Origin of the sequence: Catenulispora sp. EB89 (assembly GCF_041261445.1) — a bacterium.
Lineage (GTDB): Bacteria > Actinomycetota > Actinomycetes > Streptomycetales > Catenulisporaceae > Catenulispora.
Window position 1 is genome coordinate 81,903 of record NZ_JBGCCU010000037.1, and the last position, 19,639, is coordinate 101,541.

Genomic DNA, 19,639 nt, shown 5'->3' on the forward strand with positions numbered 1-19,639 from the left:
GGGGCTATGGGCCCTTCTTCGGTAACTGTCGGATGATGGAACGCGGCGGTGCTGGAAATGTCAATGTCCCGTCCGCGAGACCGCCGGCGACGACGGCGCCCAGGTCGTCCAGCGCGGCGCGTTCGGCGTCCAGGGCGGCGCGGCGAGCGTCGAGGGTGGCCAGGATGGTGTCGAGTCTGGCGGTCTCATCCGGGGTCAGGAGGGGAATCTCCCATTCCTCCAGCCTGCGGGTGGCACGGACCGCTCCCTCAGCTCGCCCCGGAGCCGTGCTGGCCCGCAGGATCTCGGCGAGCACGCGCGGGGTCAAGCTGCGGTCCCGATCGTCCGCGATCCGGAGTACGCGAACCTGCGCCTCGACCAGCGATCCGCCGTCAGCGTCTAGCAGGACGCCGAACTTCGGCGTGGTCGTCACGATTACGTCGCCCGGGAGTGTGAGTCTTGCGCGGCTGTAGTGCTCGCCTACGGTAGCGGGTGTTACGCGGCGGGATCCTGGTCTGGCTGTGCCGGTGACCTCACCGGCTCCGATGACGGGGTGACTGCCGTCGGGGGTGTAGTGCTCAGGCTGGACGCGGAGGCCCGGAGGGGCGGGTAGGACTTTGATCAGTCCGATTTGTACCATTTCGGCCACGGTACGCCGAGGCCGGAGTTCCTTGTCGCGGACGATGACCCCGGTCTTGATCTTGGGTGGGCTTCCGGCTTCGGCGAAGCCGTCGAGAGCAAGTTCCAACTCGAAGATCCGGGTGGTTGCCCGCTGCGCGGCGCGGGCAACCGTGGCTTCGTCGGACAGCGGGCGGGGACGCAGCGTGGCCCCGATCGCGGTGACGACGGACAGCGGGGTGGGGCGGGCGAGGTGGAAGCTGTGCATCCGGTGGTCGAGTTCGATGCGCCGCCAGGTCGTGACCTCGGAAACCAGCGTCTCGACCACGTCGTCGGTCAGCGGGCGACCGGAAACCTCGGCGAGCAGCAGGCTTCTGCGGAGAGCCGGGTCGGTGTTCGCGGTCGGAGCCAGTACGACGATCGCCGTTTCGTAGCCGGGACGGAACGGCAGCGCACCGCCGGGGAGCGCGATCACGGCCTCGACCGCGCCACTGGCAAGCAGCTTCCGACGCAGCGGCTCCATCCGCCGGGTATGGGGCGTGCGGCGCAGCGAATCGATGAACACATCCGCAGAGGCCAGCACCACGGCGACCTGGCCGGGGTCCAACTCGGCCGCCAGCTCGGCGACGAACCCAACGACGGCCGCAGGATCGGCCTGTTCGGCGGGAACGAATGGCATCCGGCAGACGATGGAATCGGCGGTACCGACCGCCGCGCCGTGTGCGTTGACAGCGACGCCCGCCACGTCAGCCCGGACCGTCAACCTGCGGCGCAGGATCCGCACCGATCCGGCCGCCGGTTCCGTTGCGATGACGTAAGTCGAGGCGTCTTCCGGAAGCACGGCCATGACTGCGTTCAACAGATCGCCGACGCCGGCGACAGGATCGGCGACGGTCACGTCCCCTTTGGCATTCGCGCTCTCGACCGCTCCGCACAGCCTGGCCATGAGGCGCGCGACCGGCTCGGCGACGGCATCCTCTGACAGATCGGAGCGGCCCAAGCGGTTCCTCGCGGCCAGGATCCGCTCGATCGCTTGCCGGTGGGTCCACGCGGCCTCGACGAACTCGTCGACGATCGGCAGGAGCGGGGCCGCGGCTGACGGGAGCGCGGCGATCTCAGCGGCGAGCATCGCGTCACCGGGGTCGGCGTCGCGGGCGAGGCGTACGAGCGCTGCGCGGTGTGATTCCCACGCGTCATCGGGGGCTGCGAGCTGTTCGCCGGACTGGTAGCCCAAGGTGATGAGCGCGGTCGCAAGGTCGAGCGCGTCGAGTCCCGGCACGGTGTTGGCGACCTCCGTGATGCAGTGGGCCGCGAGCTCGGCTCGGGCCTCCTGCTCGTCCGTCCGGCCTGTTCCGACCAGCCAGTCGACCACCTGCTCGGCGTCGAACAGCGGAACTCCCGACGAAGTGACTGCGACCTGCTGGGGAAAGTCCTGGTGCCGACGCCGCCAATTCGACACCACCGGGCGTTTGACCTGGGCGAACGTGGCGATGTCCGCCATAGTCCAGCGGATGCCGAGAGCGCCGACGGCAGCAGAACTAGTCACGCTCATGGCCCCGGCTCCTCTCCTCCGCGTCGACAGCGACCCTCCGACTGTACGAGAGGCCTAGATGAATTGCACATCACCACCTGGTAACCCCAGTTACCGACGCATCTAACTCATACAGACTTGCGAACGCCCGCACCTCACGGAACTCTTGGTTCCGCCAGGCGCACGCGCACAGCGGGTCGCTCTCCGCACCAGGAGGCTGGCGGTGGCGACGCGCTACGTTGCTCGACCTCCACCGACACCCGCCACCGGGCAGCGATGGCGACCTGGCCGGATTCCCAGCAGGCTGGATGCAGAGCACGCCTGGTCCGACCGCTGCACAAGCGGGTGTCACCAGCACACCCGCGCAATGTACTATCTCAGAACTCTCACAAGGATGGATCGCGTGGCGAAGCGGAAGGCCGGCACCGCCGGCGGTTGGAGGATCCGCGGCGAGGAACTCTGGAAGAGCATCCAGGACCTGCTGCCCGGAGTCGATGTCGCGGCGTACAAGGCCCACCTTCTCGCGTTGATCTTCGTGCGTCAGGCGACCGAGGCGTTCGACGCTCGCCGAGAGCACCTCAAGGCGGAGTTCGCGCATCTGCCGAAGGAGTCGCAACGCCAGTACATACTGGACCAGCACGACCAGTACCGCGCGCATGGCGTGCATTGGGTGGACGAGCAGGCGCGATGGAACTGGCTGACCGAAGCCGCAGTACAGGACGACATCAGCCGACGTGTCGACGAGGCAATGGTGCAGCTCGAGAACGACAACGACGATCTGCAAGGGGTCCTTCCCAGCGGATTCGCCAAGCTCGCCGAGGCCAAGTCCGGCGCGCTAGCCGGCCTCATCACCCTCGTGGACGCCTTGGCGTCGGACAACGCGCCCGATCGGAAACCAGGGACGGAGAACGTACTGGTTCAGGCGTACGACTACCTCATCCCACGGTTCGCCGACAAAGAACACGATGTCAAGGGGATCTCTCCGACCCCGCCCTCGGTCGCCGCGCTCATGACCGAGCTGATCGAACCGGGTAGTGGAAGTGTCTACGATCCCTGTTTCGGCACGGGGACGCTTCTGGCCTCCGCAGCAGTCTTCGCGCGTCGAAACGGTGGTGAAGTCGCCGTGTTTGGCCAGGAACTGCGTCCCGAAGCCTGGCGGGTCGGCCAGTTGAACCTCTCGATTCGCGGTGTCGAGATCCGCGCTGGCGAGAAGGCCGCCAGCACGTTCACCGAGGACCGCCACAAGAGCCTCACCGCGGACTTCGTTCTGGCGAACCCCGAGTTCAACCAGCCTGACTGGAACGGTGGGGGTCTTACAGACGACAACCGCTGGCAGTTCGGCGTGCCGAACGCCGGCAACGCCAACTTCGCCTGGATCCAGCACGCGATATCCAAGCTGGGGCCGCAGGGGGCGGCCTGCGTAATCATGCCTACCGGCTCGCTGTCCAACAACGACGGGACCAACGCAAAGATCCGGGAGAAGCTCGTGACGGGCGGGACTCTCGAGTGCGTCGTCACGCTTCCCGGCAACCTCTTCTATGGGGGCAACGGCGCCGGCGCTGGGATCGCCTCGTGCCTGTGGATATTCCGGAACGGCCGGAATACGGCCGGAACCAAGAACTCGGTGCTGTTCATCGACGCCAGGGACATCGCCGGTACGTCAGTCACCAGGAGTCGCAACGAACTCGGCTTCGCCGATCGGCAGCGCATCACCGATGTCTACCACCGGTGGCGCGGTGGCACTGACGGCGGATACCAGGATCAGCCGGGCCGCTGCCGGGCAGCCTCCATCGCCGAGATCGAAGAACACGGATGGGTGCTTACCCCCGGGCGCTACGTGGAGCAGGCCGAGGTGATGGTGGATCCCGAATTCACCCGGCAGGAGATCAAGCGGCTCACCGAGAACCTCCGAGAAGCGTTCCGGGAATCCGACCGCCTCCAAACCTCCGTCCTCGAGCAGTTGGACCGATTGGAACCAGGAGACCCGCAGCAGCCATGACCGAAGAAGAACTCGAAGACACAGCAGCCGACTGGTTCGACGATCTCGGCTGGACGGTGCTCCAACGCTCGGAGGCCGCAGCAGAGCGCAGCGGTGACGGCGACGTCCTTCTCCAAAGCCGGCTTCGCGCCGCCGTCGCGAAGCTCAACCCGGCCGCGCCCCCCGGCGCAGCCGACGCCGTGATCGCCGCATTGACCCGCAGCCGGACACAGAGCCTGGTCGACGAGAACCGTTGGCTGCATGACGCGCTGGTACATGGCCTGGTCGTCGACGTCTCCAACCCTCGGACCGGCGAGATGGAGCCGCACACCGTCCTGCTGGCCGATTTCGAGGATCCGGACGACAACGACTTCGTGGTGGTGCGCCAGCTCGTCGTCGCCGAGTCGACCGATCCGAGCTTGACCCGCAGGCCGGATCTCACCGCCTACATCAACGGGATTCCCGTCGGAATCATCGAGCTCAAGAAGCCCGGACTCGCCGACGCCCGCCGCAAGGCTTGGAAACAGATCCAGACGTATCGGGAGCGGATCCCGCAGCTCCTGAGGTTCGTCGATTTGTGTGTCGTGTCTGACGGTCATGACACGCTTATGGGCACCCAGTTCTCCGCTTTGAACCGGTGGGCGCCGTGGAAGAGCATCACCGACGGCCGACCGGAGGAGGGGAAGCCGAGTCTGGAGGTGCTCGTCCGGGGTGTCTTCGCACCAGAGCGAATCTGCTCGCTCCTGCGCGACTTCGTGGTCTTCCTCCACGGTCCCGACGGCATGGAAAAGCGCATCGCGCGCTACCACCAGTTCCATGCGGTCCGGGCCGCGCACCGCTCCGTGCGCGTCGCCGTCGCCGACCGTACCCGGCAAGGCGGAGTCGTCTGGCATACGCAGGGCTCGGGCAAGAGCATGGAGATCTTGTTCTGTGCCGGGTTGTTTCGGCGTGACCCCCGGTTGGCGAATCCCGCCGTGGTGGTCGTGACGGATCGTGTCGACCTGGAAACCCAGCTGTTCGAGGAGTACTTCGCCGCGTCGCGCGACCTGCTCCCGGAGGAGACCCGCCGCATCGAGAGCCGGGCCGATCTGCGCACCGCCCTCGCCGCAGCGATGGGCGGAACATACTGCACGACGGTTCAAAAGTTCGCCACGACACCGCAAGAGCGCGATGCCGGTCGCGCGCACCCCGAGCTGAGCGACCGGTCCAACGTCATCGTCATCGTCGACGAGGCGCACCGGACGCAGTACGGGCTCCTGGACGGATTCGCCGCGAACCTGCGGTCCGCGTTGCCCAACGCGACGTTCCTCGCCTTCACCGGCACACCCGTGGCAGACGGTGATCGCGACACCCGCGCGGTGTTCGGACCGGATGTCGCTCAGTACGACATGCAGCAGGCCAGGTCCGACGGGGCCATCGTGCCGATCTACTACGAGGCGCATCTGATCCCGCTGAACATGAACGGTGATCCCGCGGACATCGACGACCGATTCGATGAACTCACTGAAGGCGCCGACGAGGTATGGCGGCGGAACATGGTTGTACGCCTCACCGATCTGGAACGGATAGTCACCTCGCCTCCCCGGGTCGAGGCGGTCGTGAAGAACATCGTCGAACACTGGACAGCCCGCTCTGCGGCACTGATCGGCAAAGGCATGATCGTGTGCTGGACCCGACAGCACTGTCTGGCCGTATACGAGGAGCTGATCCGTCAAAGGCCTGAATGGTTCCAGGACGGCGACGCAGACGACGATCAGCGCGGCATGGTCAAGGTCGTCATCAGCGGCGCCGCCTCTGATGGGCCCGAGATGAACCGCCATGTCCGCAGCGCGAAACAGCTCACAATGCTCAAAGCACGGATGGCCGATCCCAACGATCCGCTTGAGCTGGTCATCGTCTGTGACATGTGGCTGACCGGTTTCGATGCTCCGCCGTTGCACACCATGTACGTCGACCGGCGGCTCCGAGGGGTGAACCTGTTGCAGGCTATCGCCCGCGTCAACCGAACGTTCCGCGACAAACCAGGCGGCCTGATCGTCGACCATGTCGGTATCGGCCCCGCGCTCGAAAACGCGATCCGCGAACACACGCAAGGAGAGCGGGGCAGCGTCAAGACCGACACGGCAGCCCAGGAGACAGCACTCTCCGAGCTTCACGACGATCTTTTGGCCATGCTCCACGGCTGCCCCTGGCAGGATCACTTGGCCTCCGGCGCGCCCGGCGCCCGGCTGGGCGCCGTCGCCGAGACCGTCGACTTCATCCTCAGCGGCGGGGCCGGCCAGGAGAACCGCACCGATTTCCGGTCACGGTTCCGGTCCAAGGTCCGCGATGCTCGCAAGGCGTTCAGCGCGGTCCCGGTAAGTGACACCGCCGCGCGGCTGCGAGACGATCTCGCGTTCTTCAACGACGTAGCGGAGCAGCTCACAGCCTTGGAACGGCGCGAAGCGGCTGTTCCGGAACCGGTCGAATCGGCTCTGAAGCAGATGGTGGACCGGGCCGTGCATCCGTTGGATCCCATTGACCTCTATCGCGCGGCGGGCCTAGACCGGCTCGACATCAGTGCCATCACAGAGCATTTCGCGAACGCCGTCGCGAACTCGCCGTATCCAGCTCTAGGCGCTGAGGTTGGTGCAGCCGACCTGGCCCGTGCGATCAGCCGCATGGCGCGGATCCAGCCCGCGCGAGCGGTCAAGTTCTCCGACAAGCTACAGGACGCCCTCGAACGCTACGCGAACCGTCTCATCACGGCTGCACAGCACGCGCGAGTGCTCGTCGAGATCGCCGAAGCTCTGCGCGCCGAACAGAACAGAGGTCAGGAACTGGATCTCACCCCTGACCAGCTGATCGCCTATGACCTACTCGTCGGCTTCGCGTCGTCAGAGATTCCGCCGAAAGACACCGCCGATGTGGCGCGGAAGGTCATCGACGAAGTACGAACGCTGGAGAACGACCTCCAGGGCGGCACGCCCCGCGCGGTTCTACGGTTCCGGTCGCGGATCGAGGTGCTCCTCATCACGATCGTCGACACAGCCCGGATGCCCGAAGCCGTGCAGGCGATCTGCGACCAGACCGAACGGGGCTTCGACCCGAACGCCTGACCGTCCGACGACGCGCTCAGCCGTCTCCCAGACTCACGGAGCGGCTGAGAGCGTGTCCCAGCTCCACCCGCAGCCGGTTCGACTCGGGAACCGGCAGGACACGCAGCGCTTCGGCAACCCAGGGCACCAGCCACACGTTGCGAATGCCACCCCCCACGGGAAGACGGGTGAGCGTCCACTCTCGCGCCTTCGATGGCTCGACATCCGGGATCGCGAGCACAGCCAGCGGACTGCCGGTCGGATCGTCCGGCGGGGGAAGCGAACCCCGGACGAGATCGGCGGTGGACCATGCGATCTGCCTCCACACCTCCGCCTGCTCCGACGATGCCGTGAAGAAGTCGACCGCCTCCGCCTGAAGCTCCTTGTCCGCCAAGTTCTGATCGGCAGTACGCTCCAACTCCACAGCCACCTGCTCGGAAAGCTCGAGGCCGAACACCTCGGAGACGTTGGACATGAAGGACTGGAGCGTCTCCATGCGGAACGCGACGCCGGCCCTGCGGATCATCTCGTCAACCAACTCCGGCCGTGCGGCCGTCGGCCTTCCCTGCCGGTCCAGCGTCCACCAGTCTTCCTTCACGTCAAGCGTCACCAACAGAACCGCGTACTGCGATCCCTCCGCTTCTCGGAGAATCTCCTCCCAGATCAGGTAATCGCCGGCGCGTAGCAGATCCGTCGGCTTCTTGCCGCCACCCTCAGCGTCCTTATACCCAGGCGGAATCGAGTTGGGGAAACGGTACGTCACAGCCGTCGACACCAGGCGTGCAGTCTCTGTCCCAGAGAAGCCTGAACCGATACGGTCCCCGTACAGCCTCTCGAGCACGGAAAGCACCGGGTCGTCATCGTTGATCGCTTCCGGCCGGAGGTCATACGCCTCGGCGATCCGATCGATCTCGCCTATCAAGCCCTCCTTCCAGGACACGACATCATTCAGCTGACCGAACGGGTCGTCCGGCAGCAAGGCGTGAGCCAGTTCGGCGTTGTCGCCAAACGAGTGCTTACGCACCAGGCTCTCCACTTCGTCGCGGACGGCCTTCAGCTGGCTCGCCGCCCCCTGGAAGGCATTATTGACTCGCTGCCGTGCTTCGCTGAAGGCTTTCCGTCGCCGCGCAACGCAGTCCTGCCGCGCCCTGAGAAACTCCACGCCCACGTGGTCGGGAAGCCAGAGCCGGTCCGCAACGTGGGATAGCGCGCCGAGGATCTCTGTGCGGGACTGCGCCGTTACCTCGTATAGATTGAGTAACACGCTGGAGTCCAGCACGATGGTCCCGTTCGTGTAGTACTCGCGGACGTCGGAACCTTCGGGAGTGGTCGACAACCACGCGTGGAACCGATCACGCAGGCCCAAACCACTCACACGGTCGCCAGGCTTGCTGGTCGCCCCCACCTTCGCCCTCCTGATTCAGCTCACCTGCAACGTCTATGCACGACCGCCTCGCTCGCTGATCAGGCTAGCGATTTCTTACTCTGAATCGGTTATAGTTCCCGCCTCTGACAAGATTTCCATACCACCTTGCGGAGGATGCGAGCTTGGTTACGGACCAAGCCGCTTCCAACTCGACGAAGGACATAGGGCTCCGGTTCCGCAGCCGGACCCAGGCCCTACCGGAGGCCCGGTCCGCCGCGTAGACCCTGGCCAGGCAGAACAAGTGCAGCGCCGATTTCCGAGTTCCAGCGCTCACAAGCGCCATCCTGCACTCGTGGCGGGAGCAACGGGATGCCGGACAACTACGCCAGCTCCATGCGCGGCGCCTCGGCCTTCATGCGGAGGCCGATCAGGGCGGCGGCGCAGCCGGACTCGGTGAGCCGGCACTGGTAGCGCAACCGCCGGTCGTCGTCTCCACCGTCGGTGACGAAGCCGAGCGCCCGGCCGGGGTTGAGGAAGTCGTAGGCGTGGTGGCGGGCGTCGCCTGCGGCGACCGGCTGACCTCCGTCGACGCGGTACCGGCGACGACCAGCGGGAGCACGGCACCGGCGATATCGTCGGCTTCGTCGGGATCGGCGAGCAGCCGGACGGCTGCGGCTTCGGCGAGTTCACGGTCGAAGCGGACGCCGCCGAACCAGGAGACCACGGCCAGGTCGAACAGCTTGGCGGGGTCGGCCAGGGCGGCCTTGCCGTTCTTGGTCGGGGCGAGCTTGCGGCCCCGGCGGAAGACCAGCCGGTGTTTCTGCAGCAGGTCGCGGACATCGGAGAGGTGGAAGACGTCGACTTCGCTGCGCGGGGCCGCACCGAGCATCCGCCAGGACGGAAATCCACCGAGGCGGTGACGATGGAGCGTGGCAGGTAGCCAGCCTGGGTGAGCGTCACGCCGTCGCCGATCTGTTCCAGGAGTCAGACCAGCGGCGCCGGCTCGCCATCGGGAACGCGGACCGGCTCGGTGAGCAGTGGCAGGACCGGCGCGTAGAGCTTCTCGCGGGCGGCGGTCGCGGTGCCGGAGCCGTGGCGGATCCAGTGCTCGCGCCCGCTCGGCCAGCACCGCCTCGCGCGGCGAGAGGCCGTCGAAGGCGGCGCTCGGGGCCGTCAGCCAGGTCTCGATGGCCCGGGTCTGCGTCTTCTCCCAGCCTGGCCGGCCGGGAATGAGGGCTCCGGCTTCGATCGCGGCCTCCAACGCGACAGACACGCCGAGCTGCGCGTCGGCTTCGACCGGCCCCATGAAAATGCTCCACGCCAACGCGGCGGTATCCGAAGCACGGACGCCGGATGCCCGGTCGGCCTCGCTGTAGGCGACCAGCCCGTCGTTGTCGGCGGCCGTCCAGGCGGTGAGGAACGCTTCTTCAACAGCAGCGTCACCAAGCCCGCGGCCTTCGTTCCGCGTGCGCTACCAGTGACACGCCGCGCGCATCGCGGCGTGCTCGGCCAACTGCGCGTGCAACGCTCGCTCGGCCTCGGGGTACTCCACCGGGATCGGCGTCACGACCCGTTCCTGGAAGCGGGGTGTGCCGTCGGCATTGGTGATCTGCCGCTTCAGGCGCCGGACCACGACCTCGCGCAGTGCGGTGGCGTCCGGCTCGGCACCGCGGATGAACTTCTGGTCGTCGATGATCTCCAGGAGAGCGGTGAACGACTGCTGGTAGCCGTTGTGCGGGGTCGCAGACAGGAACAGACGGTGCTCGAAGTACGGCGCGATCCGGCGCAGCAGCTTGGTCTGCTGGGAGTCCACCGCGTAGACCTGCTTCGGCGCCGCCGGAGCCACGTGGTGCGCCTCATCCAGGATCAGCAGGCCAAAAGGCCGCTTAGTACTGTCGGGACCGTCCTGCTGCAACACCTCATCCAGCAGCCGCTGGCCCTTGGGCTGATGGAGCCACGGCAAGCTTACGATCGACAGCGGAAACACACGGAACGGGTTCGCCGCCGAACCGTGGGACCGGCGCAGCCGGGCAGCCGAGGCGGAGTCGATGATCGTGAAGTCCAGGCCGAACTTGTCGGCCATCTCGTCACGCCACTTCAGCGTCAACCCGGCCGGGCAGATGATCATGACCCGGCGGGTCCGGTGCCGTAGCAGCAGCTCGGAGGCGACGAGCCCGGCCTCGATCGTCTTACCCAGACCCACATCGTCGGCCAGCAGCAGGTTCACGCGGCGCCTCCACGGCCCGTGACATCGGCTCCAGCTGGTTGGCAGGCGGTTGCGACCTCGTCCCCGTCGGCGCCGGGTCGTGCCCAACCGGACGGTCGAAGAAGTTCTTGGGAATCGCCCCGGAGACCGACACCGGCGATTCTCCTAACCAGTCTCGGATAGCAGAGGCGTAGTCGTCCGCCAAAGCGGGCTGAGTACGCAGCCGCGCCCCAAAGACGTCGATCCACCCGATCGTGTGTCCTGCGGGACGACACGGCCACGCCTGCGGCTCCGGAGCAGCTACCACTCCTACGGTGGCTCAGTCCTCCGGCTGATGTCGGATCCACCACCGGCGGAGTGCCGGGTGAGCCCGCAGGGATCCCTGAAGCATGCAGAACCGTCTCCTGTCGCGAGCCGTGAACGCCTCACCGCAGGCCCGCCGCCTGGCCGATGCACTCGTACAGGCCCACAGCGCCGGCACGCAGGTATCAGAGCTGATTCCCACGACTCGTGCGGCGCTGGATCAGCTCGCGAAGACTTACGTCGACCGTGGCCCGGAGCCCGGTGCCGCGGACGGAGGGCGGCGGCCGGTGCGCCTGCCGCTGCGCGGCTGGATCGTCGCGCTGGCCTGCATCAACGTCGAACTCCTACTGGTGATCCTGCGGCTGGTCAACGACGACCAGCTCCCCGTCTATTCCTACTTCTCGATCGTCGGCACGCTGCTGGCGGCGATCGACATCGCGGTGATGCGCCTGCCGAATTGGCTGACGCTGCCGTCCTACCCAGCGATCCTGGCGCTGTTGGGCCTCAACGCCCGCTGGTACGGCGACGGCGCGGCGATGATCCGGGCGGTGGAGGCTGCTGGCGTTGTGCTCGGGTTGTTCCTGATGCTGTGCCTGCTCACGGATACCGGTCTCGGGGACCTAAAGTTCGCCGGGCTCGTCGGGCTTACGCTCGGCGCCCGGAGTTGGGGGTCGGTGCTTGAGGGGTTCGCCATCGCTTGGGGTATCGCGGCGATCTGGGGCATCGTGCAGCTGTTCCGCGGCCGCTTAAAGAGCAGAATTCCGCTCGGGCCGTACCTGACCGCGGGCACCATGCTCGCCCTGCTGTGGCCGTGAGCAGCTCCTCGGCAGAGCACGGCGGGCTTACGCCTGAGCCGTGTACGACAGTGCCGCCGGTTAGCGTGGGCAGCGTCCGTCGTCTCTGCCAGGCGTAGCACGAGGCGCGGCGTCGTCGGACCGAGAAGAGAACGATGGTTCGTTCTGGACCAGGCTGAGGGCACCTCGGCCCGACCGAGTTGGTCGCCATGCTCGGAATGGAATGGTCGTCAGTGCGAGGTGAGGCTGAGCGCCGCGACAGAGGTGGATGTTTCGGCGCGGCCATCGAATCCAGCTTCGCGAAGGCGCCTGGCTGCCCGGATGAGCTCCGATGGCACAGGTTCATCGATCTCGATGAGTCCTGAACTGTCGTAACTCTTCAATCGGATGACCTCTCCCGCGAGCATTGACAGGACCCTGTCAGCAGGAATCGAACCAGCCAGATAATCGGTGAAGCTCATCAGGAAGACGAACGGGCGACGCTGATGGTGAGCGGCCAAGTGGAAGCGCCGGTGATCTCACTCGATGCACGTTAGCCTCGATAGGAGAAGACAGCCGATCTCGGAAGGCGTGGCGTGTCGGTGAGTTTCGAGCAGGACATGGCGGCTGAGGGTGAGCCGGAGGCCGAGTTCAATCCGGGAATCGCCGCAAGGCTGCCATCTAAGCGAGTCGCTGCCGGCGCACTCTTCCGCGACGGGCAGGGCCGGATTCTCATGGTCGAGCCGGCGTACAAGCCCACGTTGGAAATTCCCGGTGGGGTGGTTGAGGCTGACGAGCCGCCGCTAGATGCCTGTGTCCGCGAGGTCTGGGAAGAGCTGGGGTTGGACCTCACGATCGGGCGGCTCCTGGTCGTGGATTGGAAGCCGCGCCACGGTGTCTGGGGCGACATCATTTCGTTCATCTTTGATGGCGGTGTTCTCACCGAGGACGAGATTGCCGCGATCAAGCTGCAGCCCGATGAGCTGCGCGCGGTCCACCGTCTCGCGATCGCAGACATCGCCGAGAGGGTGAGGCCCAGCATGCACCGACGGATCGCACAAGCAGACGAGGCGGCAAGGTCCGGGGAGACCATCTACCTTCAGTTCAGCCGGCGCGTGTAGTTGTTCCAAGGATCGAAACTCGTGAGGCTTCGGATCCAAGGGCTTCGTCGAGCGGTGACGTAGCCCGAGGAATATGAGTTCCGGGGCACGACCCGGAGAAGACGGGCACAGCGGCAATTCCGTTATGCCGTGCCCAACTCGTTCAGTGCGGCCTCAAGCAGGCCGGCAAGTTCCTGGTCCGCAGGGCCGAGCAGCCATGTCGCCCTGAAGAGAGCCTTGCGGGCCGTGGCAAGGTCGCCAAGGGCGGCGTGGACTTGAGCTGAGGCGAGGGCAACGTAGGCAATATCGGTTGGCGTGCCATGTTCTTGAAACAAGTCGTCGGCACGGCTCAGCTCGTCAGCAGCTTTGTTCGCGCGCCCCTGGGCGTGGAGGGCTTTGCCAAGTGCGAGACGGGTGCGAGCCTCGCCCCATTGGTTGCCGGTGTCGACGCGGATCACCAATGCATGTCGCAGTGCTTCTTCGGCAGCAGCGGCGTTACCGACAGCTAAGTGCGCCTCGCCGAGATTGTGCAGCGTGAACCCCGTGCCGTGCGTGTCACTCGCCTGGCGCAGCAGCACCAGTCCGCGCTCGATAGCTGTGATCGCGTCGTCGGCGCGGTGAAGCGCAGTGAATGCTGTACCGAGGTTCGACAAGCTGCGCCCCTGTGACTGGTGTAGGCCGAGCTCTTCGTAGCCGTCGGCCGCGGCCTCGTATCGTGTTCGGGCTGATTCGGCGTCGCCAGCTTCCAGCAGAGTCGAGCCGAGGTTGTTGAGCGCAGACAACCTGCCCACGCGGTCTCCAGCAGCAGCGAACAACGGCAGCGCCCGTTCCAAGACGGCTGCTGATTCCTCGAACCGACGCAGGTCACGGTAGGCGATGCCCAGGTTGGTAAGCAGCCAGGCAAGAGCGGCGTCGTCCCCGTCGCGTTCAGCAGCGCCGATCGCGAGAGTGAATGTAGTGGTCCAGTCGTTCCAATACTTGCGTAGGTTGTAGAAGCCGCCGAGCTGCATGGCCAGCTGATGGCACAGCCGATACTGTCCGCGGCTGGAGGCCGTCCGCACCGCCGAAGCCAGGTTCGCTCGTTCTTGTTCGCACCATCGGAGCGCCGACTCTTGGTCGTTGAAGGTCTTTGGCACGACCTGCGACGGTGGGGCGGCGAGTGCAGCCAAGTACCGGAAAGGCAGATGCACCGCGGCGTTGGTAACGGTGTACGCAAACCAGGACAGCAGCCGATCCGCGGCAGCGTCGATGGCGGCTCGGTCGTGATCGGCAGCGGCGAGTTCTGCGGCGTAGGCCCGCAGTAGGTCGTGCATCCCGAACCGGTTCCGGCCGACCTGCTCCACCAGGTGCAGGCCGGCCAGTCCCTCAAGGGTCCGCCGCGCCTCAACCAGTCCCGTACTGAACAGGGCCGCTGCTGCGTCAGTATCGATCTCGTGGCAAACGTGGAGACCCAACAGGCGGAATGCACGTGCCCACGGTTCCGGCAGCGCCTGGTAGGACCAGGAGAATACCGACCGCACCGACTCCTCCGCACCGTCCAAGCCTTCGAGACGGCTGCCTTCCTCCGTGAGTTCGTCGACGAGGTCGGCGACCGTGGTGAAGGGGTGGGTGGCGAGGTGGTCGCCGGCGATCCGCAGTGCCAGCGGCAGACGTCCGCACAACAGGGCCAGCTCACCGACTGGGCCGGGCTCGGAGTCGACACGTTCGGGTCCAGCGGCGGCGCGCAGCAGCGCGATTGCCTCATTTTCCGGCAAGACCATGATATCGAGTCGTGCGGCGCCTTCTCGCGCGGTCAAGCCGGCGAGACGGCTGCGGCTGGTGACGACGGTGGTGCAGCCGTGGGTGCCCGGAAGCAGAGGGCGGACCTGGTCGGCGTCGGCCGCGTTGTCCAGCACGACGAGCATCCGCCGGTCGGCCAGCAGCGACCGGTACAGCGCCGCCTTCGCGTCTGCGTCCGTGGGGATCTGTCCCGCTGGGACATGGAGCGCCCGCAGGAACATCTCCAATACTTGATCCGTGGACGGTCGAGGGCCAGGGTCATAGCCGCGGAGGTTTACAAAGAGCTGCCCGTCCGCGTACTGGCTGCGGTTGTCGTGTGCCCACTGAAGCGCGATCGCTGTCTTGCCTGAGCCCGGACCGCCTGCGATCACCGCGATCCCCGGTCCGGACTCAGCAGCGTGCTGGTCCAGTGCGGCCAGCTCCGCGGTGCGGTTCACGAAGACCGCCGCGCGTACGGGCAGTTGTTGAGGCACTGGGCCCCAGGAGGATGCGGCGTGGAAGTGGACTCCCCCACTTATCGACCGAGCTTGTACCGCATGCCCTGACACCTTACCGGACAAATCATTCGTCGCGGACACCGGGACAACGGACTGCGGATCTTCAGGCACGTTCTCTCCCGAGGCAACGGCTGGGTCAGGCTAGGGTGGCGCAATAGCCGCAGATAGTTACATTCCGAGTATGATTCGGTGCGCCGCCTCACATGTGAACTCCGCCATGGACGTCGCCATCGATCTGCGCGAGCTTCGCAACCTGGCCGGCGTTTATGTTTCCGACCGTCAGCTCAGACGGCCTGGACGCTGGTTCCAGATTTGCGAGATCCCGCACCCGCTCAGGCTCGTTGCGGGCCAGCGCCGCAAGGTACCCAGCGATGAACGCGTTCAACTGTGCCTCATCAACTTGCCCACCGCCGAATAGGGCCAGGGCGTGCTGCCGCGAATCATCGAGCTCTATGGCAGCTGCCTCGACAGCAGCGCGTTCACCACGGCCCCAGCGCCGAGCGAGGGCGTCGCGCGTGAGGGTCCAGGCATCGCCGAGCATGGCTTGGGCGAGCTTCTGCGCTCCGGGAAGAAGCAGGGTCGAGACGTCCACGGCTGGCAGGACCTCCAATGCGTCGGCATGCACACCATACGGCCAGCATCAGGCCTCTGCGAACCTCTTTCGCGGCCTTAGGTTCAGAGCCTAGGGACGCCACGAACAGTCTCCGCGAGATGCTCGACGGCGAGACAGGGCGACGATCACACCCGTTACCTGTAGTGAAATGGCTCGGCACGCGACCTTCACCCGAAGCTGGCACCCAAAGCGGGGACGGTAAGTGACCGATCCACACTCAGGGGTTACCGAGATCGTGATCACTTTGTAGACTCGGTTCTCGCTGTGAAACGGGGAGGCGGGGGCGGCGGCGGATCTCAGGGCCGGCATGACCGTCATCCATGACGTGTGAGCCATACGGGGAGGGCACTGATGGCGCGTCCAGCAGGCTGGGACATCCTGGGACTGGATGGGGATCCGACACCGGGTGTGGTGGAGTCAGTGCAGGCTCTGGCCAAGGAGTTCGGGGACTTCGCGCATGATGTGGAGTCGGCGTATCGGAGCCTGAACTCGTTCGGATCGGACGCTTCGGCTTTGCAGTGGATTGGTCAAACTGCTGACGCGTTCAAGGGCCAGTTCGGTCCGTTGCCCGGCCGGCTGCAGAAGCTGTACACGTCCTACAGCGAGGCCTCCGATGCCTTGAGAGGGCGAGACGTACCGTGATGTCCGGTATGGGTTTGCTCGATGGTGTGGCGTTCGGCTGAACCGCCCGACAGGCTGGCGGTTGCGTGGTTCGCTGGTTCGGTGAGCGAGCGACTGCCGTACAAGAGCGATGTGTCGGATGCGCAGTGGGCGTTGATCGAACCGGTGATCGTGGCGTGGAAAGCGCAGCATCCGTCGCCGACCGGGCATTCGGGCGTCTACGACTACCGGGAGATCGTGAACGGGATCTTCTATCAGAACCGGACCGGCTGTCAGTGGGACTATCTTCCGCATGATCTTCCGCCGCCCGGCGCGGTGAAGTACTACTTCTACACCTGGCGCGATGACGGGTTGGACGAGGTCATCCATGACCTGTTGCGGGCGCAGGTGCGCGAGAAGGCCGGCCGGTCCGAGGACCCGTCGTTGGTGGTGGCCGACACGCAGAGCCTGCACGCGGCGATGAACGTGCCCGCGGCCACGACGGGTAAGGACGCGAACAAGAAGGTACCGGGTCGGAAACGCGGACTCGCGGTGGATGTCATAGTGCTAGTCATCGCGGTGGTCGTGGCCTCGGCCGGGCTGCACGACAACGTGTTCGGGACCCGTCTGCTGGACAAGGTCGCCGCCAAGGCCCCCACGGTCACCACGGCGCTGGTCGACCAGGGCTTCAAGAACAGCGTCGTCGAGCACGGCGCCGGACTCGACATCACCGTCCAGATCGTGCAGCGCAACCCGGAACAGACCGGCTTCGTCCCGCAGCCGATCCGCTGGCGTGTCGAACAGACCAACGGCACGCTGCTTCTGCAGCGCCGACTGGTCCGCGAGTACGAGGCCACCGAGTCATCCTCCGAATCCCGCGTCTACTGGGCGATAACGTCGATCATGGCGCGGCGGCTAACCGGCGAGACCATCCCGACCTGGCGCGGAGCATAGGAGAATGCCGGTGAGCAGAACCGCTCTGGAGAAGATCGCCGACCGCGAGCAGGCCGTCACCGCCACCACCGAGCACGTCAGGGCACAGATCGACACACTGGCCGGACAGCTGCGCGACTTGGAAGCCGAACTCGCCGACCTGCAGGTGGCCCGAAAGGTCATCCTCGCTCTCGGTGATGACGAGCCCGCCGGCCCCCGGCTGCCAGACAACCCCGTCTATCAGCACATCCTCACCGCACTGACCGATGCCACCACGCCGATGCGCGCGAAAGACCTGTGCCACGCCCTGGACCTGGGTGTCGAGTCCACCAAGATCGAAGGGATGCGTTCCAAGCTCAAACGCCTCGTCGCCACCGGCCTCGTCGTCGAAGACGAACCCGGCTTGTTCACCCTGCCGCGCCCAAGCCCCAACAACTAACCCGCTGACCAGCCCGCCTCACCCAACGCCAGCGATGAACCGGGCATCACGGTACATCCCGCCCTCTGAGTAGCGACAGCGCGGCCGAGCGCATGATGTCGTCGGTGCGCGGACCCCAGTACGCGGTGTAGATCTTGCGGAAGATGCCGACCAGGTTGTCGACCACGAGCTGCGTCTGCTGCTCGCCTTTTGCGGCCAGGACGTTCAGCGCCGGACGGATGTCTTCCCGGGCCGGATCCAGCAGGATCGTCGGCTCGATGGCACGCTCGGGGAGCCGGGCGATGATATCCGGGACGAGGTCGCCTTTGGGGTCGATGACCACTGCGCCACGGCCGGCTTCGATATCCGCGAGGACCATGTTCGCCATCAGAGTGGACTTGCCGGAGCCGGTCGCCCCGATGACGTGTAGGTGGTGGCGTGAGTCAGCGATCGTCAGACCGACCGAGCGTCCGCCGCCGGCATCGGCGACGCCCAGCGGCTTCAACCCCGTTCCGAGGCCGGTGTGGACGCGGATGGCTTGGCGGGTCTTTCGGGTGCGGTTGATGTGTCGGTCGTGCCAGTCCGGGCCCAGGTCGCAGAACCGTGCGTCGGATCGTCGATGAGGATCCAGCAGATCTCCAGGATGTTGCGGGCGACGGCGACCATGGCCTTCTTGGCCGGGGCGTGTTTGACGATCCGCCGGTAGCGGGCTCCCAGGAAGGTTTTGGTGCGTCCGGCGTTCATAGCGGCCTGGCCAAGGGGTCCCTTGAGCCAGCCGTTGCCCTTGCCGGCCGGTCCGTGGGTGTTCTTGGCCCCGGACTGGATGGTGCGCGGGACGAGTTTGGCCCAGGAGGCGAGGTGGCCGGGGGTGGGGAAGATGCTCATGTCGACGCCGATCTCGGCAACGATGGCGGCGGCGGTGTCCCGGCCGACCCCGGGGATCTCATCGAGCCGGTCCAGCAGGGCCATCCGGGTCGGGTGGTCGTCATCCGGCGGGGGCGTGGGGTCGATCGCGGCGATGGCCTGCTCGATCCGTGTGGAGAGCTCCTCGATCTGGGCGGTGAGCCGGTCGTGGTCCTCCAGCAGCATCTCGATGAGGTAGGCGTGGTGGTCTTCGAACTGTCCGGTCAGCGCCTCGGCGCGGGATCTTCACGCGCATCCGGCCGCGGGCCAGCTCGGCCAGGGTTGTCGGATTGCGCTCCCCGGCCACCAGCGCCTCCAGCATCGCCCGGCCGCTCACCCCGAACAGGTCCGAGGCGCCGTCGGTCTTGTCCGAGACCTTCAGGCACGCGTCCTCCAGAACCTTCTCGATCCGGTTGCGGAACCGGGAACGGTCTTCGGTCAAAGCAGTGCGCAGCCGAGTCAGGCCGCGCAGTTGCCGGATCGGTTTGGGCGGCACGAAGGAAGGCCGCAGCATCCCGCGCTCGGCCAGCTTCGCCAGCCAGATCGCGTCCAGCTTGTCGGTCTTGGGCCGGCCCGGCACGTTCTTCACCTCCCGGGCGTTCACCAGCCAGCATCGCAGGCCCCGCGCCTCCAGCTGGTAGAAGAACGGCCGCCAGTAGTCCGACGTCGCCTCCATCACCACCAGCTCGATACCCTGGCAGGCCAGGTGGTCGCCGAGTTCGGCGATGGCGTTGGTGATCGCCTTGACCCCGAACGTCTTTTGCACCCGCCGATCCGGGTTCTTCTCACTCGGCACCCGCGTGCACACCATCGCGGACGCCTTAGCAATGTCGATCGCCGCCACCCGCGCCACCTGCTCGACGGCCTGCTCTAGGCCGTGTCTGAAAAGTGAGGTGTGAGCGCCTGAGCCGTCACGGCTCGGGCGCCCTGGTGTTGCAGGATGCTGACAAGCAGGTGAGGTCTCT

At 66.2% G+C, this 19,639-nt stretch carries 16 protein-coding genes and 1 pseudogene; 7 read left to right on the forward strand and 10 right to left on the reverse strand.

Annotated features, from left to right (window positions below; translation table 11 throughout):
* Positions 1–4: 4 nt before the first annotated feature.
* Positions 5–2,149 (reverse strand): hypothetical protein, encoded by a 2,145-nt coding sequence (locus ABH920_RS45615; protein ID WP_370355609.1) that lies wholly within the window; start codon positions 2,147–2,149, stop codon positions 5–7.
* Between the two features lie 382 nt (positions 2,150–2,531).
* Here ABH920_RS45615 and ABH920_RS45620 point away from each other — a divergent pair, with 382 nt between their 5' ends.
* Positions 2,532–4,127 (forward strand): N-6 DNA methylase, encoded by a 1,596-nt coding sequence (locus ABH920_RS45620; RefSeq protein WP_370355610.1) that lies wholly within the window; start codon positions 2,532–2,534, stop codon positions 4,125–4,127.
* Positions 4,124–7,204: a type I restriction endonuclease subunit R gene (locus tag ABH920_RS45625; protein ID WP_370355611.1), complete on the forward strand. Its 3,081-nt coding sequence runs from the start codon at positions 4,124–4,126 to the stop codon at positions 7,202–7,204. Before ABH920_RS45620 ends, ABH920_RS45625 begins: the two co-directional genes overlap by 4 nt.
* Positions 7,205–7,220: 16 nt before the next feature.
* Here ABH920_RS45625 and ABH920_RS45630 read toward each other — a convergent pair whose 3' ends face one another.
* The 3 genes and pseudogenes from ABH920_RS45630 to ABH920_RS45640 all read right to left on the reverse strand — a co-directional run.
* Positions 7,221–8,588 (reverse strand): PIN-like domain-containing protein, encoded by a 1,368-nt coding sequence (locus ABH920_RS45630; protein WP_370355612.1) that lies wholly within the window; start codon positions 8,586–8,588, stop codon positions 7,221–7,223.
* Positions 8,589–8,976: 388 nt separating this feature from the next.
* Positions 8,977–9,438: a hypothetical protein gene (locus ABH920_RS45635; protein WP_370355613.1), complete on the reverse strand. Its 462-nt coding sequence runs from the start codon at positions 9,436–9,438 to the stop codon at positions 8,977–8,979.
* Between the two features lie 461 nt (positions 9,439–9,899).
* Positions 9,900–10,813: pseudogene (locus ABH920_RS45640) on the reverse strand (SNF2-related protein); the annotation flags it as partial.
* 331 nt (positions 10,814–11,144) lie between these two features.
* On the opposite strand from ABH920_RS45640, the gene ABH920_RS45645 reads away from it, so the two are divergent.
* A complete protein-coding gene (locus ABH920_RS45645; protein ID WP_370355614.1) occupies positions 11,145–11,873 on the forward strand; it encodes a prepilin peptidase in 729 nt (242 codons plus the stop codon).
* A gap of 209 nt (positions 11,874–12,082) precedes the next feature.
* On the opposite strand, the gene ABH920_RS45650 is transcribed toward ABH920_RS45645, so the two are convergent.
* Positions 12,083–12,313, reverse strand: a complete 231-nt coding sequence (locus tag ABH920_RS45650) for a hypothetical protein (RefSeq protein ID WP_370355615.1) — start codon at positions 12,311–12,313, stop codon at positions 12,083–12,085.
* A gap of 120 nt (positions 12,314–12,433) precedes the next feature.
* On the opposite strand from ABH920_RS45650, the gene ABH920_RS45655 reads away from it, so the two are divergent.
* The gene (locus ABH920_RS45655) at positions 12,434–12,952 is read left to right on the forward strand and encodes an NUDIX domain-containing protein (RefSeq protein ID WP_370355616.1); all 519 of its coding nucleotides are present in this window, start codon (positions 12,434–12,436) and stop codon (positions 12,950–12,952) included.
* A gap of 122 nt (positions 12,953–13,074) precedes the next feature.
* On the opposite strand, the gene ABH920_RS45660 is transcribed toward ABH920_RS45655, so the two are convergent.
* Both ABH920_RS45660 and ABH920_RS45665 read right to left on the reverse strand, forming a co-directional pair.
* Entirely contained in the window at positions 13,075–15,147 is a 2,073-nt protein-coding gene (locus ABH920_RS45660) for a tetratricopeptide repeat protein (RefSeq protein ID WP_370355617.1), read from the reverse strand.
* Between the two features lie 259 nt (positions 15,148–15,406).
* Positions 15,407–15,799 (reverse strand): hypothetical protein, encoded by a 393-nt coding sequence (locus tag ABH920_RS45665; protein ID WP_370355618.1) that lies wholly within the window; start codon positions 15,797–15,799, stop codon positions 15,407–15,409.
* Positions 15,800–16,171: 372 nt separating this feature from the next.
* Between ABH920_RS45665 and ABH920_RS45670 the strand changes: the two genes are divergently transcribed.
* The 3 genes from ABH920_RS45670 (at position 16,172) to ABH920_RS45680 (ending at position 17,792) form a co-directional block, all read left to right on the forward strand.
* Entirely contained in the window at positions 16,172–16,462 is a 291-nt protein-coding gene (locus ABH920_RS45670; protein WP_370355619.1) for a WXG100 family type VII secretion target, read from the forward strand.
* Positions 16,463–16,543: 81 nt separating this feature from the next.
* Entirely contained in the window at positions 16,544–17,374 is an 831-nt protein-coding gene (locus ABH920_RS45675) for an IS5 family transposase (RefSeq protein ID WP_370355620.1), read from the forward strand.
* Between the two features lie 10 nt (positions 17,375–17,384).
* A complete protein-coding gene (locus ABH920_RS45680; RefSeq protein ID WP_370355621.1) occupies positions 17,385–17,792 on the forward strand; it encodes a hypothetical protein in 408 nt (135 codons plus the stop codon).
* Positions 17,793–17,838: 46 nt separating this feature from the next.
* On the opposite strand, the gene ABH920_RS45685 is transcribed toward ABH920_RS45680, so the two are convergent.
* The 3 genes from ABH920_RS45685 to ABH920_RS45695 are packed head-to-tail and all read right to left on the reverse strand — an operon-like array spanning position 17,839 to position 19,518.
* Positions 17,839–18,276 (reverse strand): helicase HerA domain-containing protein, encoded by a 438-nt coding sequence (locus tag ABH920_RS45685; protein WP_370355622.1) that lies wholly within the window; start codon positions 18,274–18,276, stop codon positions 17,839–17,841.
* Positions 18,273–18,860, reverse strand: a complete 588-nt coding sequence (locus tag ABH920_RS45690) for a transposase (protein ID WP_370355623.1) — start codon at positions 18,858–18,860, stop codon at positions 18,273–18,275. The genes ABH920_RS45685 and ABH920_RS45690 overlap by 4 nt, the downstream gene beginning before the upstream one ends.
* Positions 18,757–19,518: a transposase gene (locus ABH920_RS45695; RefSeq protein ID WP_370355624.1), complete on the reverse strand. Its 762-nt coding sequence runs from the start codon at positions 19,516–19,518 to the stop codon at positions 18,757–18,759. Before ABH920_RS45695 ends, ABH920_RS45690 begins: the two co-directional genes overlap by 104 nt.
* Positions 19,519–19,639 lie beyond the last annotated feature (121 nt).